The organism is Terriglobus sp., from assembly GCF_965201105.1.
Classification (GTDB): Bacteria; Acidobacteriota; Terriglobia; order Terriglobales; family Acidobacteriaceae; genus Terriglobus.
In genome coordinates this window covers 1,151,028-1,166,670 of record NZ_OZ241741.1, presented here as the reverse complement: position 1 = coordinate 1,166,670, position 15,643 = coordinate 1,151,028, and the positions used below count along the sequence as shown (strand labels likewise).

Sequence of the window (15,643 nt, the reverse complement as noted above, 5' to 3'; positions counted from 1 at the left end):
CCCTCCAGAACATTACAAGCTGCAGATTGTGCAGGGCTCCGTGTCGTCTTCTTCGTCCAGAGCTGCTCCAAGAATGTTGAAGAGGCTGTCACCAGGACGAACCGCAGACGCCGACTTCATGACCTTTTCGTGCCTCTCCCAAATCTCCTTCAGCCGATCTGGATCTTCCAATTCTTCGAGGCTCTCTCGTTGGTTCCAGGTAAATCGCTCACCTGTCACAGTGTTCAGCTTTTCGTACGCCTTCGCTCTTTCGTAGTCAGCAGGATGGCGTTCGCGCAAGCCCGCCCACTCGGCCTTCCTTTGGAAGAAGCAGAAATAGCACCCAGACCGGCTTCGCCATTCGTAGTACTTCGGGATGCCAAGCCCACTTTCTTCCAGAATCCGGTAGACGTCATTCAGGCGGATTCCATCCTCACGGAACGGAAACACTGCTTGAATGTTCGGCTTCGTCGAGATATAGCCTTCCCGGTCCTCATCTGCGCGAATGCCGACATAGCTGACGACTGGTGACGTCCCTACAAATCTCTCGAAAGGCTCAATCTTCAGCTTGCGGGTACACCAGCGCATCCGCGACGAGGGCAGGTAATTTCCGAAGATTTGCAGCCAGTGGTCGAAGTCGCGTTCGGGGTTCAAGCGCTCGACCTTTTTCCCCAGATAAACCTCTACTCGGTCGATGTATTCATGAGTTTCCTTCAGCTCTGCGCCTGTGTCGCAGAAGAAATACTCCATGTTTGGAACACGGTCTCGCATGTAGATGGCCAGCGCGGTGCTGTCTTTCCCGCCTGAAATGCCCAAAACGTGCCGTGTTGTGTCAGCCATGCTCGACCTCCTCCACTGCAGTCTTGCCCTCTTCTCCCACGTAATCCGCAAGCCGCGACTGAGCGACCGCAGCAAGGGCGGCTAATACTAACTGGCGCGATCCTGTGGATGCTTGAAAGAGCTCCTCCAGCTCGACGACCGTTTTACGGAAGGCTTGCTCCTCATGTTTCTCGACGACCACTACAGCGCCAACTTCCATCGAATGCCGGTCTGCGACTCCAATCCGATAAACCTCTTCGAGACGCTGGCCAGCAGTGAGGCGCTTCTGCTCCTCGTAGAGCAACGCTTCCAGATGTCGAATGTTCCGCGACATCTCCGAAAGGCCGATCTCGAAGCGGACCCGATCATCATCAGTCCAAGACTTCGGAGCTTTCACTACCAACGTAGTAGCGATTTGCTCGATCCAAAGCGAATCTTCCATATGCTCGTTTCCCATATGGCTCACAGCCGCCTTAAGACGTGGCTCTACACAGTAGGAGGAGATGGCTTGTGCGCGCTGTTGGAGCTTGCTCCGTTCTGTCACGTCGAACGCGGCAAGAAGCAGGCTCTGCAGATCCCTCAACAGGTCGTCGTACGCTCGCTGCAACTCGGTGATGGAATCGCGCAGCACAGCGAAGAATTGGTTAGCTCTCTCGCTGTCCGTTTCTCCAGCCGAAAATGGCTCCATGCTACACGCCAGCGGCAGGGCGTTGAACAAGAGCTGGTCTGGTTCCTTGGCGTGCATTAATGCTGCCCGTACTTTTACCGTCCGCTCAGTGAGCCGCTTTGTTGTCTGGCAATATTGCGGAAGGCGGCGCAGGAATCGGAATAGTGGCTTGACGACGGAGAGTAGGCTTTCCCCCTTAGCAGGACCTGGACGACCGAAGAGCTTTGCTAGCTCCACGTACACATCCCGTCGAACGCCCTGTATCCGGTAGCGTCGCAGTTCGAACGAGTTGGGGTTACGTACAAGCCGCTCGAAGGCATCGACGGTTATTTCAGGGAGGAAGGCTCCATTCTCATAAAAAGCGATTTCTGTGTCGTGGGCCATCACAGCCGCACAGAACAGGATAGGGATGACCCCGAGCTTCAGTCCGTATGGTGCTCTTTGAAGCCTGCCGAAAAGCTCAGCAAGTGTGTGTCGTTTGATCTCGCAATCATCAAAGAAACTGACTATCTCCTGCCAGACAGCTGCTAAAGCAGGATCACGCTCCGGTGGTCCAAATGCATAGACTCCTTCAACGGCATAGTGGATGCCGGGAGCGGCCAGAACCGAACTGTAGATGCTGACTTCTGGCGGGGTTCCGACGAAACCCAACTTAGCTTCAGGCTGGCGAGAAATCATCGCCTCAAGTAAATTCCGACGTGCGGCAGCAGCCGCTGACGACAGGTTCCGACGGTTCACCAGTTCATTCCGCAGAACAGGCGTTTTGTCGTAAACCCGATCACAGATGCCACTCAGATAGCTGGCGAGTTTCCTGCTTGTCGGGAGAGCTTGGCGCATGCCGTGGTGGAACCACAGCGTCTTCCCTGCCGTCTGTTCCTCCGGAGAGAACAGACGCTGAACTTCCAACGAGACTCGGCTTTCAGCGGCGGAAATCCTTGCCCTCATCTCCCGCCGCGCGACAGCATCCGCTTCGAGTTCGCGAGTATGGGCCTGGACATAGCGCAACGCCTCAAGCTCACGGATGACGTCGTGCAAGGCACTCACTTCCTGAGGAATAGCAACCAGAATCTCTGGTTTGTCCTGAAGAAGACTGGCAGCCAATTCGATCAGTGTTTTCTGCTCCTCCGCGTTCAAAGGGAGGCAGTAGAGCAGGAGTCCATCGGCGCCGTCTTCCACGGTGAGGCTTTTGCCAAGTGTCGCGGCGTCTGCAAAACGAACCGAGAAGTATCTTAACGTTCCTGTGCGGAAAGAGTGTCCCTTGGCTACGAAGGGGCGTGGTGCCCAGAGCTGGTTCAGCTTTTCCGCCAACGATGCGTTACCGGCGATGTACCGGCCCGCTTTCCGAACCTCGTCGTCAAGGTCAAGATCGCTGCCTTCCCACAGTGCAATCGTGCCGCTGTGTTTCCGGTCCACGATCACCGAGTGGGCAGAGAGAGTTGCCTTACAACGCTTGTACTCTTGCGGTTCTATTCCAAGAGCGAATCGAACAATCTCAGGACTAGCCTTGAAGGTTTCGACCTGGCCTATTGCAGCCAGTACACCGACTACCTTGATGAAGCGCTGCTCTTGTGGGCCGAGCGAGGCTGCACGATCAAGGGCACTCTGTACCTCTGCCCACCGAGCCGCAGACTCACCAAGAGCCAGTCCCGAACCAAATCCTTCAGCCAGGTAGTCGTAAAGCTCAGCCAGCCCATAGAACTCCGGCGGTTGCGCGGGGCGCTGCATGAAGCTGTTCAGGCCGTGCTTTTCTGGCGATGTGAGGAATGAGAACAAGGAACGCTGATTCTGGCCGAACTTCCGGCACAGACGGACCAAAGCTAGAGCCGTGAGTGGATGCAACGGCGCGCAACGTTCCAAAGCCCGGCAGAAGGCGCTGCTCGTCATCCCCTTTGGAGCGAGTCGCAGTTCATCAGCCCGTCGTGCGAGGACCCCAGCTTCCTTATAGAGAGGACGCAAAGCCACCATTCCGGCCGGCTTCGCAATCAGTGCCCTCGAAATCAGTTCGAGCAATTGCTCAGGTGGTTCCTGAAACGCAATATCCTCAAACCGACCTTGGACTTTAGCCCACTCCAGGCGGTCCTGTTGTCTAAGGTCCGCAGCATAGCGCTCAAACGATTGGTGAAGAATCGTGACGAGATAGAGCCCATCGGATGTGCCTTCATTTGTTGCTTCAGCAAGCTGCTGAAGCACAAAGACGTCTCCGGCTGACTGGGTTCGGGCCGCATATTCCAAGAACTTTCCCAGTTCGTCAACGACGATGAGAATTCCCCGGGACCGCCCTGTGCTGATGAGGCTTTCGGATAGACGTGTGATCGCGTTCAGGACCGCAGTAGTGGAGATCTCTTCCTTCGCGAGAAACCGTTGTTCCAGTTGATCCAGCTCTTTGAGTGCATCGGGCTTCCGTCCCTGATGGAAGTACACTCCCACGTCTCGGATGGCACATCTCAGGATGGCCCCTAGCAACGGTTCCGCCGCTCCACTCACAACTACTGCGGTGAAACCCTCCTTGCCCAGGCCACCTTTGCTTTGTGCTGCGAACAGCTCTCCATGGGTTTCGGCGTGCTGCTCTCTAAGAAGGCGACGAGCCGCGGACGCTCCACCAAACGCCAAGGGACTGAAGAGGTTTGCCAGAAAGATAGCGAAAGACGACTTTCCTGCACCGTACGGTCCAGTCAGCGTCCACGCTCGATGCCCCCCAACTCCGGCAAGAGCTCGTCCGAACCGACGCAGGAACTCCTCAGCCGTCGCCGTGACTACATAGCCCTCAACTGCCGCGTCAGTAAATCCGTCACGCTCCAGGTTCACGGATCGGGCGTACCGCGGAGCGATCATAATGAGGTCACTTAGGTGATTCATTTAGACCCCCACCAAAATCGGATTACTCTCTTCGTAGTGAGCTCTCAGCCAGGAGAGCCCGTCGCAATCGCCCTGACGGTACACCTGCTTTAGGCCGGCACTCTCTGTATAGCCAAGACAGCCAGAGGTGGTGATCTGGAGCTTCTCCAAACGCTCAATCAAGCTGTTCTCGTCCAGCTTAAAAATCGTTCCCGGTCCATTCTGGGCGTACGCAATCTCACTGAACGCAAGGCTCTTTCCTGCCGAGGCCACACGATCCCAAAACTGAAGCAAGCAATATGCGAACACTGGATTCGACAACGTACTTTTTGGACCACGTTTGATTTTGAGCAGGCTCGCACCAGACAGTTCTTCGAGCAGTCCAAGCTCCGTCAGGGGGCAATCCAGAGAGTCCTCGACCGCGACAGACCGGCTGCCACGCCCACTCAGGTACGTGCGAACAAACACTTCGATGTCACGTTTCAACGTGCTTTCGCTGGGAGGGATGAGGTTGAGTCTACGACTCTCATCCTCTACGCTTTGCAGCAACCCTTCGCGCGTGAACTCATTTGAAGGAAACCGATTGAAGGCCCACTGCCACGTAGTGCTTCGTTCAGAGTTGGCGATCAGATGCCAGTGGAGCAGCCAAAGCGAGTTTGGGTCTTCCAGGAAAGGATCAACGCCCGCTCTCGCGCCTCCAAACAGGAATTCGCCGAAAGCGGAAACCTTCATGATCGTTCCGCGACTCTTTGGCTCCTCCTCCAGGACGCCAGTAGCTAATCCCCAATGCCGAATCGAACGCACCATGTTCTTTCCGACCCCAAGCGTCACGATTGCATCCTCTTGAGCAAAGACGCGCGGATCGGCGCCGACCGCATCGACGGCCTTCTTGAGCCAGAAGTACCGGAAGACAAAGGTCTCGTGCCCTGAGAACGAAAACGTGTGGCCAGCTAAATCGAACGATGCCATAGCCCGCCTATATCCCCAGAGGCAGTTGGAGCTGCCCCGCTTCCAGGTCGTTCAAGAGGCGTTCGACGGCAACTCGCACTATCACTGACTTGTGCACCATCCGCTTTTCCGAAGCTGCTGCGAGCGCTCTGCTCAAGTCGTCAGCCAGATAGACCGTCAAAGGCTTTCCCGTCCGCCTCGCCGTTGTTATGGTCGTCGCTTTGCGAGCTTTTGAAGTTGGCACCCGACACCCCGTAGAGCATGTAATGACACGCTCATACACGTTATCCTGTTTCCGGCGGCGCGTGCAAAGAAAATGCGAGATTGCACCAGTTCTGTCATGCGAGCTCGAAGCGAGGATGTTCATGACGACACAAGCTCTGGCGATCAAGCGACACCGCACGGCAATGCAGCGGTACTCCCTCTCGAAGCCCCTGCATCTCGCGCTCGCTCACCACGTGCTCCACCGACCTTGGAGTCTCTTCGACTACGGCTGCGGGCGTGGAACAGATGTTCGGCTGCTTCAGAAGGCCGGCATTGCAGCCTCTGGATGGGACCCTCACTTCCAACCTGAAACAGAAATCAGAGCGGCCGATTGTGTGAACCTTGGCTATGTTCTCAATGTAATTGAGAGCCCGGAGGAAAGAACGGCCACGCTGCAACGCGCCTTCTCACTAGCGAGCCGGGTTCTCATCGTTGCCGTACGAGTGGACCAAGCCTTAGACGACGCCTCCGAGTTTTCGGACGGTGTTCTCACGAAGATTGGCTCATTCCAAAAGCTGTATACCCAAGATGAGTTCCGAGAGTACATCCGCAACGCACTAGACCGCCGACCTCACATGGCGAGTCTTGGCATCGCTTATGTATTCCGCGATGATCAAGCAGAAGCAGACTATTTGGCCCAGCTCGCCCTCTACCGTCCAGTAAGCTTCCATGAAACTGTTCGAGCTCAGTTTTCGAAGGACCGTACAGCGCAGAAGTACATGACGCTGGCTAAGTCTCTGGGCAGGACTCCGCTCGAAAGTGAGTTTAAGTCTTTTCCTCGCCTCACCGAACGATACGGTTCTATCTCTCGGGTTGAGCGGATCGCAAAGAGCCTCCTCGACTCAGACATGCTTGCGTCAGCTCAGGAAGAGCGGCGTGTAAACATCCTCATATTCCTTGCCATGCTTCGCCTGCAGGGTCTCACTCCACCACCGATCCGCAGCCTCTCGAATGAGGTGCAGGCGGACGTGAAGATGCTGTGGCCCAACTACAAAGCGGCGATGCAGGCAGGAACAGAATTCCTGTTTGAACTAGGCAAGCCCGGACAAATCGCTGAGGAGTGCAAGCGCACGAAGATCGGCAAGAAGCTGCCCGATGCGCTCTATGTACATACGAGCACCGAGTCGCAGCTTTCGCCTTTGCTGCAGTTGATGATTCTCACAGCCCGGCAGATTGTCGGTGAAGTCACTTACGACCTTATAAAGATTGCAACCGACGGGAAAAAGCTCTCCTTCCTCGCATACAAGAATTTCGATGACGACCCCCACCCCGAACTCGCGTACAGCCTACGGCTATACCTCCCAAAAGCGTCATACGATCTCCGCAGTTACATCGACTCGCAAAATCCCCCGATCCTCCATCGCAAGGAGACGTTCATCGATCAGCTGCACCCCCGCTATGCGGAGTACGCGCAACTCACAAAGCAGGAAGAAGAGCTCGGTTTGCTGTCGCGTACCGACATCGGGACGAAGAAGGGCTGGGAGGCACTTCTCGCCAGCCGAAATTTACACCTCAGCGGAACTAAGATCTTCAACGAAGATGCTTAGGGCCTGCTTTCTCCTCATTACATTACTGATGGTCATGCCGTCGCCACAATTGTTTATGAAGCTCTGGAGGTCCTGTCAAAGCTAATGAAGAGAGCCCTAGGCACTTACGACATCATCATTGCCCCAATGTGCGAAGCTGCGCTCCTGCTTCTTGCAGGCATCGCTGCCATGTTGTTACATAAACCCCTGTTCTTCGCGAGCCTAGGCCCAACCGCGTATGAACTCGCCGAGACGCCAGAGCGACAGAGCGCAAGACCCTATAGCGTCATCGTTGGGCATCTCGTCGGTGTAGTCTCTGGGTTCTTTTCCTTGTGGATAACGCACGCCTGGTACACGCCTGCCGTCACCACAAGTGGCATCACCTGGGCACGAGTTTGGGCGTCCGTCATAGCGACGCTCCTCACGGTATTTGGCACGATGTTGCTGAAAGCAACACAGCCAGCGGCGCTCTCGACAACCTTAATGGTCGCGACTGGCTCCATGCAGCGTCTCCAAGATGCGCCCATCATCATGGCCGCAATCATCCTGCTCACTATCGCAGGGGAACCACTGCGACGCTGGCGGCATACGCACAAACGTCGCCAAGTTGAGCAAGGTAGCCTCAAGCCGCCAGCGAACTTGATCTGAGCTAGAGAGGCACAAGGCCGTGCTTCAGCACAGCTCACATCTCCCATAAAGCAACTTGCTCTTCCGGTTAGTAGAGGGTGACAGACGTGAAGCTAAGTGCCGGACTCCTCATTCCGCAGTCGGACCAGTTCGAGACATCTTTTGCATCACAGCGGTCCGTTGCGGGCCAAGAAGCACGAGGCCCTGTGAACCATATTTGTGGGCGAGTTCGACGAACTTTTGGGGCGTATAGGGATACGCGACGTGAGTTTTCAGGAAAGGCCAGCTTCGTTGCCGTAGGCCTTCTCGATCCTGGATAATCCGTCAGAACAGTGGGAAGTCATACATGCTTGGGTACCTGTCGGTACCTGCGACTCTGCGGATCATCTGGTCAGCAACACTCTCGAGGTCGAGTGGCCACGCCGTTTAAATGGCCGTCTCGTACTCCTGACGAATCACCGCGATGCTTGATTACGTGGAACAAGCAATGGTCTAAATCCTTGAGGACCGTTTAGGTCACCTTCGATATCTACCTTCTCAACCAAACCTGCTCTCCGGGAGGAGGTTCCTCCCGCGCTGCAGCCGCTCTGCGGCTTGGCTCCCTCTTCGAGCGGGCCTGTTCCTGCCCGCAACGCCCACCCTATCTCCGTATCGCGCTGACGCGCGTTTGGAACAGAGACCAGATCCATTCGCTAAGGGGCTCTGCCCCGATCGCGCTCTCCAAGGCCATTCGCCCTCCGGGTTTTGGCTCCCCCGCTTCGCGGTCCCCCCAAAAAGCTGCGCTCGCAGACCTTTCCGTTTGCTACCCCCGCCTTCGCCAGGTGGCGTTCGGCATGTACATGCCGCGTTTCCACGCGGAAGTGCAAAAGCTAAAGCGAGGGAGTCACCACCATGAGCAGCGCAGCCACATTCGACAGCAAGAAGCCCACCACCAAACAGGAACTCATCATCGCCAACATCAAGCTCTTGATTGAGCAGTTAGAGGCGGGACACTCCGACGCCCTTACGAACTACCTCACGGCCATGAGCCGCTTCCACAACTACAGCTTTGGCAACGTGCTGGAGATTGCACGGCAGATGCCCACCGCGACCCGTGTGGCTGGCTTCTGGACGTGGAAGAACTTAGGCCGTTCCGTCAACAGCGGAGCCAAGGGCATCCGCATCCTTGCCCCTATCGTCGGTGTTCGCCGCAAGAAGGACGAGGAGGCCGCGCGGGACATCACCACCCAGAACACCCGCACCCTGCTCGGGTTTCGCAACGCGTATGTGTTCGACATCAGCCAGACCAACGGCGTAGACCTGCCGACCATCGAGCGCACCAGCGGCGACCCCGGCGAAGGCATCGAGCGGCTTTCCGCGTTCCTGAACACTCAGGACATCCAGCTTGTCTACAACCCGAAGATCGCTCCTGCGCTGGGCATGAGCTACGGCGGACGCATCGCCATTCTTCCCGGTCAAAGCAAGGCCGAGGAGTTCAGCACCCTTGTGCATGAAACGGCACACGAGATGTTGCACAAGGCCGAGCGCCGCACCGCGACCAACAAGACAGTGAAGGAGACGGAAGCCGAGGCCGTGGCCTTTGTGGTAGGCAAGGCAGTTGGACTTGTGACCGGCAATGCATCCGCCGACTACATCCAGCTCTACCACGGCAATGCCTCTCTTTTGGCCGAGAGCTTGGAAGTGATTCAGCAGACCGCCAGCGTCATCCTTGCCGCACTGGAGCCGCCCGTCGAAGACGAGGCGGCTCAGCCCACCGAAGCCGAGCAGACCGAGCCGGCAGAACTAGCGGAGGCGGCATGATGCAGACCGTCCTCGACATCCTGCAACGGGCCGGAGGGTGGCACCACGGCCTGTACCTCAAGGTTGACAACCCGCCCTATATGGAGCTTGTCATCGAGGCAACCGACGAGTCAGGTCCATGCGGTCTACCGGCTCTTTCTGTCTTTCATTACGGAGAGCAAAACGGCGATGCCATGCGCGACCCGGAGATGTCTTTTGAGTTGGGCTTCGCCGGTGGCGCACACCTGAACCCCTTCCACTGGCGCAACGACTACGTCGCCATCGAGCAGTGGAGCCGCTTCGCTAGCGATGGCCTCTATCGCTTCCACACGCAGCTACACGAGCAGCACGAACGCTTTGCCAAGCTGTGGGACCGCAATCTGCGACAGCAGGGCTTCGCAGACGTGTTCGACCCGGCCAAGCACACGCGCGGTTAGCCCAAGTTCTCCCGCCATGGAGCGGAGACTCAGGGCCGCTCTACGCCACCACCGCACCACAACCACGTCCACAGGAGGGCACCATGCAGGACAGCAGCGCATTCCAGTTTCTCGCCATCGACACCATCCACGAGTCCACCACCAACCCCCGCCAGACCTTCGAGCCGTGCAAGCTGGAAGAGCTTGCCGAGAGCATCCGGCAACACGGCCTGATTCAGCCCATCACCGTTCGCCCGAACGCCAACGGCTTTGAGATCGTTGCCGGTGCGAGGCGTTTCCGCGCTGCGCAGCTTGCCGAACTGTTCTCTCTCCCCGCTCGCATCGTGGAACTCACCAACTCGCGAGCCATAGAGTGGCAGTTGGTCGAGAACTCGCAGCGCGTGGACGTGCACCCGTACGAAGAGGCGCAGGGCTTCCAGCGCCTCTTGGACTTACCCGGCTATGACGTAACCGCGTTGGTCGAGAAGTCCGGCAAGAGCGCCGCCCACATCTACGCGCGGCTGAGCCTCTTGCAACTCATTCCGGCAGTCGCCGAGGCGTTTTTGCGGGAGCGCATCACGGCCAGTCACGCCAACCTGATTGCACGCTTGCCGCAGGAGCATCAGCAGACCGCTTACGACAACTGCTGGCGCAAGGACTGGAGCGACAAGGAGGCGCACCTGCTCCCCGCCAAGCACCTGAGCGCATGGATTCAGACCAACCTCTACCTGAACCTTGCCGAGGCTCCGTTCGACCGTGAGGATGCACTGCTGAAGCCGGAGGCCGGAGCCTGTGTCACCTGCCCGCGCCGTAGCGGACACAACACCCGCCTGTTTCATGACGTGCAGGGCGACCAGTGCCTTGACGCACCGTGCTACCAAGCCAAGGTGACGGCCCACATCGACCGCCAGCTTGCGGTGCGGCCGGAGCTTGTAACCATCGAGACAGCATACCGAGCTCCCAAGGAGCGGCACCCCGGAGCCTTGCAGGTCAACCAGACCCGCGAGCTTGCCCCGGAGAACCCGGACGCCGAGCCGCCATGCGCTAGCGCCAAAGCCGCCATCATCGTGTTCGGCAAACATGCCGGACGCACGGTGACGGTCTGCTTGGACAACGACTGCCCGGTTCACCACCCGCAACCAGTGGTGGAGCGCCCCGCCGACCCGCCGCGCGTGATGACATCCGCACCGGAACAGGAGACGGACGAGGAAGCAGCCCAGCGCCAAGCCGAGCATGAGAAGCGCGTGGCGGAGTACGAAGCCGAGCAGAAGCGTAAGGAGGAAGAGCGCAAGGCTGAGTGGGAGCGCCAGCAGAAGAAGTACGAGGCCGAGCAAGCCCGCCGCGACAAACAGCAGAAAGCGCGGAATGCCACCTTCGAGCGCATCGTCGAACAGGCTCCCGCCACGTTCAGCGCCGCACAGCTACGCGTCTTCCTGCGCTTGCTTGTGCATCTCGACTACAGCTTCCTTGAAAATGTTGCTGCTCACTTCGCCAACGGCGACGAGAACACGCAGCAGTCCGACGAGGAGATTGTGCTGACCGCTTTGGAAGGCACCGCAAATGAGAAGCTGACCGGCCTCGCCCTGCGCATCGTCTTGTCTGACCATTTTGGCATCCCGCACGAGAACCAGCCCGACTTCCTCACGGAGGCCGAGCAGGTGTTCTCACCCAAGAAGGTCAAGGCAGAAAAACCGAAGGTGACCTCTTCCAAGAAGCCTAAGGTACCTGCTGCCAAATCCTCACCAAAGAGAACTGCGTCCCTCAGGAAGGCCGCCTAGCCACTTGCAGAAATGAGGCCCCGGATCGTCCGGGGTCGCTTTCGTTTTCCTCGCTTTACCGGGTGCGATGATAGGCCGCTCCGATGTTTCCCAGACCCTCATCGGGCGCCTCCGTGCTGGCTTCGCTGGCAAGCTCGCGTGGGGGTCTGCTGGGCGCAACGCAGGAAGGAAACGGGACGAGCGGTCAATTTCTCGATCCTTCCTTTTGGTTACGTAGCGGCTCGTGAAATTTGCAATGATGCCGCTGCTGTCCATGTGTCACCGGCGTGGAGAGGAAGGAAGTGCTGCCCATCCCATCCTCTTCGAACGACGCCATCGGCAAAGCGGCGAGCCGGTTCGTCCCACGGCTCATCGGTGAGGTGAAACGTTCCCCAATGAATGCCCAAGGCAGCCCGGGCGTGCAGGATGTCTGCGATCTGCAGCGCATCCTCCGGGTCGGCGTGCTGCGCCTGCATGAACCAGCGCGGATCGTACGCTCCGATGGGAAGCAAGGCCAGATCGATCTTCGGGAAGCGGGCAGCGACCTGCCTAAAGACGCCGCCATCGGCAAACCCTGTATCGCCGGCGCAGTAGATCGTGGTGCCCGCCGCCTTTAGAACAAAACCGCCCCACAGGGCCATTCGCCTGTCGAAGGCGCTGCGCGACGACCAGTGGTAGGCAGGTGCGATCACGGCCTGCAGTTCCGGTAGCAGCGCATGCTCGGTCCACCAGTCGCCCGGGACGACACGAACGTCCGCGATGCTCTTCCGCAATACCGTGTCGTTCCCGAGCGGAGTCAGAACCACGGGATTGTGCGTCTTCACAAGTCTCCGCAGGGTGGGCACATCCATGTGGTCGTAGTGGTTGTGCGTAAGCAGGATCGCGTCGATTGGAGGCAAGTCACGAAGACGGATCGCCGGTGCGTTGTATCGCCGCGGACCGAGCCAGCGCAACGGGCTTGCCCTGTCGGACCAGACCGGATCGATCAGAACGTTGTACCGGTGCAACTGCAGAAGCACACTGGCGTGGCCGATGTGCGTGACCGTAAGGGCTTCTATTCGCGTCTCCGGGCGAACTCCACTCACAGCCGGCACTGCCCTCGGCCACTTCGTGCGCGTGCCTTGCCGGTGCCACTTCCAAAGGTCGACCAGAGTCTTGTCAGTAGACGGTGCCCCGGGAACAAAGAAGCGCTTCCCGTCGAAATGATCCGAGACCGGGCCGGAATAGTAGCGGTTGCCCATACTTCTCCATAGATATGTACCACCTTCGCACCGAGCGCCAGGACCGGAGCGAGCCTGAAACGGATGCATTCCGGTCCTGACGGCCAGGCGTATCCAGGTCTATCTCCTGGCTTCGCCCTGCGCTGCATTCGAAACCTCTTCCCAAGCCTCCCATGTGGTCAGCCGCGCGGCATACGTCTTGCGCGCCAGCGGGAGATTGGTGTTTCCCAGGATGAAGCGCAGCGGCGGCTCTTCCGCGTCGACCAGCTTGAGCACCGCTTGCGCTGTCGCAGCGGGGTCGCCCTTCACTGCCTGGCCCAGATGCCCGAAGATCTGCGCCCGCATCGCGCTATAGGCTTCGATGCCCTCCGACGTTCTAAACGACGCAGGACTCCCGAACTCGGTCGCGTAGGCACCCGGTTCAACTAGTGTGACCTTGATGCCGAACGCCTTGACTTCAGCCGCGAGGCTTTCGTGAAGCGCCTCAACAGCCCACTTCGTCGCGGCATAAAAGCCAATCAGCGGCATGGCCACAATACCCAAGGTGCTGGACACGCCGACGATATGCCCGTTGCCCTGCTTGCGAAGCAGAGGAAGTGCCGCTTGAACGACCCGAAGCGTGCCGAAGCAGTTCGTCTCAAACAGGGCGCGAACGTCCGCTTCGGTCGCTTCTTCAATCATGCCGACCAAAGCATAGGCGGCGTTGTTCACCACAACGTCAAGCCGGCCGAAGTGTTCGAAGGCATGGTGCACGGCGGCTTCCGCCTGTCCTACTTCGGCAACGTCCAACGCCAGCGTCAGCACGGCATCGCCGAAACGCTGCTTGAAGTCGGCGACGTCGTCGATCTTGCGGGCGGTCACCGCGACCTTGTCGCCACGGGTGAGTGCAGCTTCCGCCCAGATACGCCCCATGCCACGGGAGGCACCGGTGATAAACCAAACCTTCTTGTCCATGCGTTTTTCTCCTAGTCAACGAGTCTGATCCGATGGCACCGCAGAGGTGGTCGCGCCAGACGGTTGACAACGTCCACCATAGTGCATAAGGTTGACGGTGTCTACCTATGGAGGAACTTAATGGCAACAGCACTCATTACGGGCGGTCATGCCGGCATCGGTCTGGAGTGCGCGCGGCAGCTTGCGTCGCGGTGGAAGTACAACCTGGTTCTGGCTGGGCGAAATCCTGATCACATGGAGCCGGTGGCGGAACAACTCAGGAAGCGCTACAAGGTCAAGGTTAGTACGCTGAAGCTTGACACCTCCTCTCTCGAATCGGTGCGGAACGCCGCAAGCCACTTTCGTAAGCTCCTCGATACTGGCCAAGTCGACACATTCCAGGCGCTGCTCTGCAATGCCGGGGGCAGGCACGATGGCGCGCTTACGTACAGCGCGGACGGGTACGAGACGACCTTCGCTACCAACTGCCTGGGCCACTTCCTGCTCGTCGAGCTGTTAGAAAGCCGGATCGCGGCGAACGGTCGCATCCTGTTTACCGCGAGCGGCACCCACGACCCGGATACGCCGGACGGCAAGATGGTCGGAAAGGTCGTGGAGCCAAATGCAGTCGCCCTGGCCAACGATGGGAGGAACGGGGGGAAGGCGCTGTCCGGGGGTGTCCGGTACACGACCTCAAAGCTTTGCACGGTACTGTACGCCTATGAGATCGACCGACGCCTGCGGCGTGCGGACAGTTCTGTGGCCTCCATCGCCTTCGACCCCGGATCCATTCCCGAAACCGGCTTTCTGCGTGGTATGCCTAAGCCGGTGCAATGGCTTGCCAAGACCGCGCTGATGAAGTTTGTAATGAAGCGCGTCGGCATCACGCAGGGCTCGCTCGGCTTTTCGGGCGCATCGCTTGCCAGACTCGCCGCCGATGCAGCCTATGCAAACGCCTCGGGCAAGTACTTCCAGTCCAGTGCAGGCCGGCTCATCGAGAGGCATTCTTCTAAAATGTCTTACGACGAAGGGCGTGCCGGCAAACTATGGAACGACTCAAAACAGCTCGTCCGGCTGCAGCCCGGCGAAGAAGCTCCGAAGCTCCGCTGACCACGGACAAGCGACTCATTGGCGCTGCGACGGCATTGCTAGACAGCGGCGGTGAGGAAGCTGTCACCTTGCGGGCGGTCGCGCATGCATCCGGCATCAGCCACAATGCACCGTACAAGCACTTTAAGAGCCGGGACGCCCTGCTTGCTGCTGTCGCCACGGCCGACTTCGTCGCGCTGACCCACACCTTCAAAGCGGTACGTCAGCGTCGCGCCAAGGCCACCGGAAAGCTGATGCAGGCCCTCAAAGTCGTGGTCGACTTCAGCGTCCAACACCCGGCACGCTATCGTCTGCTGTTCAATGATCCTGCCATCGCGGCGCAGAAGGGCAAACTGGAACAGACCGCCACCGCGGCGTTTTCGGAGTTCATTGCAATCGTCAAAGAATGCCAGGCTGCGGGCACTTTGCCTGACGCTTCGGAAACAACGATAGCCGGACTGCTGTTCGCCACCATGCATGGCTTAATCGCCCTGGAGGCGAACGGTCGTATGCACCCTGAAAAGGGTTTGCACGGCGTAGAAAACGGCCTTGAGACCCTCATCCAACTCTTGGTACCGCGATGAGCCTTACCAGGCTGGACCTTCTAACCGGAAAGAGTCTGCCGGGCGAAGAGAACGACCCTTCTGAATCTGTTCCGGCGCTCATCGACCCACTCTTATAACTCCTGGCGACGCGTGGCGGAAGGAATTCCGCTCGTCACTGACGACAAGCCGGCATATCGGTACTAATCCTGCTGGGTGAGCGCATTGGCGATTTTGTGCTC

Annotated in this window: 13 protein-coding genes; 7 read left to right on the top strand and 6 right to left on the bottom strand. The window is 58.5% G+C overall.

The features are described from left to right. Window positions 1-12: 12 nt before the first annotated feature. From ACOFKT_RS05125 to ACOFKT_RS05110, 4 genes are all read right to left on the bottom strand, one after another. Window positions 13-819 (bottom strand): phosphoadenosine phosphosulfate reductase family protein, encoded by an 807-nt coding sequence (locus ACOFKT_RS05125; protein ID WP_419806342.1) that lies wholly within the window; start codon window positions 817-819, stop codon window positions 13-15. Then, window positions 812-4,075, bottom strand: a complete 3,264-nt coding sequence (locus ACOFKT_RS05120; protein WP_419806341.1) for a hypothetical protein — start codon at window positions 4,073-4,075, stop codon at window positions 812-814. The genes ACOFKT_RS05125 and ACOFKT_RS05120 overlap by 8 nt, the downstream gene beginning before the upstream one ends. Before the next feature lie 246 nt (window positions 4,076-4,321). Beyond that, a complete protein-coding gene (locus ACOFKT_RS05115) occupies window positions 4,322-5,269 on the bottom strand; it encodes a DUF4007 family protein (RefSeq protein WP_419806340.1) in 948 nt (315 codons plus the stop codon). Window positions 5,270-5,276: 7 nt separating this feature from the next. Further along, window positions 5,277-5,615: a CopG family transcriptional regulator gene (locus tag ACOFKT_RS05110; protein WP_419806339.1), complete on the bottom strand. Its 339-nt coding sequence runs from the start codon at window positions 5,613-5,615 to the stop codon at window positions 5,277-5,279. Here ACOFKT_RS05110 and ACOFKT_RS05105 point away from each other — a divergent pair. The 5 genes from ACOFKT_RS05105 (at window position 5,614) to ACOFKT_RS05085 (ending at window position 11,638) form a co-directional block, all read left to right on the top strand. After that, the gene (locus tag ACOFKT_RS05105) at window positions 5,614-7,059 is read left to right on the top strand and encodes a DNA phosphorothioation-associated putative methyltransferase (RefSeq protein ID WP_419806338.1); all 1,446 of its coding nucleotides are present in this window, start codon (window positions 5,614-5,616) and stop codon (window positions 7,057-7,059) included. The two genes, ACOFKT_RS05110 and ACOFKT_RS05105, sit on opposite strands and share 2 nt — an antisense overlap. An 84-nt stretch (window positions 7,060-7,143) precedes the next feature. Beyond that, complete coding sequence (locus ACOFKT_RS05100) at window positions 7,144-7,686, top strand: HPP family protein (protein WP_419806337.1); 543 nt, start codon at window positions 7,144-7,146, stop codon at window positions 7,684-7,686. A gap of 870 nt (window positions 7,687-8,556) precedes the next feature. Beyond that, entirely contained in the window at window positions 8,557-9,465 is a 909-nt protein-coding gene (locus ACOFKT_RS05095; RefSeq protein WP_419806336.1) for an ArdC family protein, read from the top strand. Next, window positions 9,465-9,881, top strand: coding sequence for a DUF6908 domain-containing protein (locus ACOFKT_RS05090; protein WP_419807113.1), 417 nt, complete (start codon window positions 9,465-9,467; stop codon window positions 9,879-9,881). Before ACOFKT_RS05095 ends, ACOFKT_RS05090 begins: the two co-directional genes overlap by 1 nt. Window positions 9,882-9,964: 83 nt before the next feature. Beyond that, the gene (locus ACOFKT_RS05085; RefSeq protein WP_419806335.1) at window positions 9,965-11,638 is read left to right on the top strand and encodes a ParB/RepB/Spo0J family partition protein; all 1,674 of its coding nucleotides are present in this window, start codon (window positions 9,965-9,967) and stop codon (window positions 11,636-11,638) included. 209 nt (window positions 11,639-11,847) lie between these two features. Here ACOFKT_RS05085 and ACOFKT_RS05080 read toward each other — a convergent pair whose 3' ends face one another. Beyond that, complete coding sequence (locus ACOFKT_RS05080; RefSeq protein WP_419806334.1) at window positions 11,848-12,858, bottom strand: MBL fold metallo-hydrolase; 1,011 nt, start codon at window positions 12,856-12,858, stop codon at window positions 11,848-11,850. A 99-nt stretch (window positions 12,859-12,957) separates the two neighbouring features. Further along, window positions 12,958-13,791, bottom strand: coding sequence for an SDR family NAD(P)-dependent oxidoreductase (locus tag ACOFKT_RS05075; RefSeq protein WP_419806333.1), 834 nt, complete (start codon window positions 13,789-13,791; stop codon window positions 12,958-12,960). Between the two features lie 120 nt (window positions 13,792-13,911). Between ACOFKT_RS05075 and ACOFKT_RS05070 the strand changes: the two genes are divergently transcribed. Continuing rightward, entirely contained in the window at window positions 13,912-14,880 is a 969-nt protein-coding gene (locus ACOFKT_RS05070; RefSeq protein ID WP_419806332.1) for an SDR family NAD(P)-dependent oxidoreductase, read from the top strand. Then, window positions 14,817-15,443 (top strand): TetR/AcrR family transcriptional regulator, encoded by a 627-nt coding sequence (locus tag ACOFKT_RS05065; RefSeq protein ID WP_419806331.1) that lies wholly within the window; start codon window positions 14,817-14,819, stop codon window positions 15,441-15,443. The genes ACOFKT_RS05070 and ACOFKT_RS05065 overlap by 64 nt, the downstream gene beginning before the upstream one ends. Window positions 15,444-15,643: the final 200 nt, after the last annotated feature.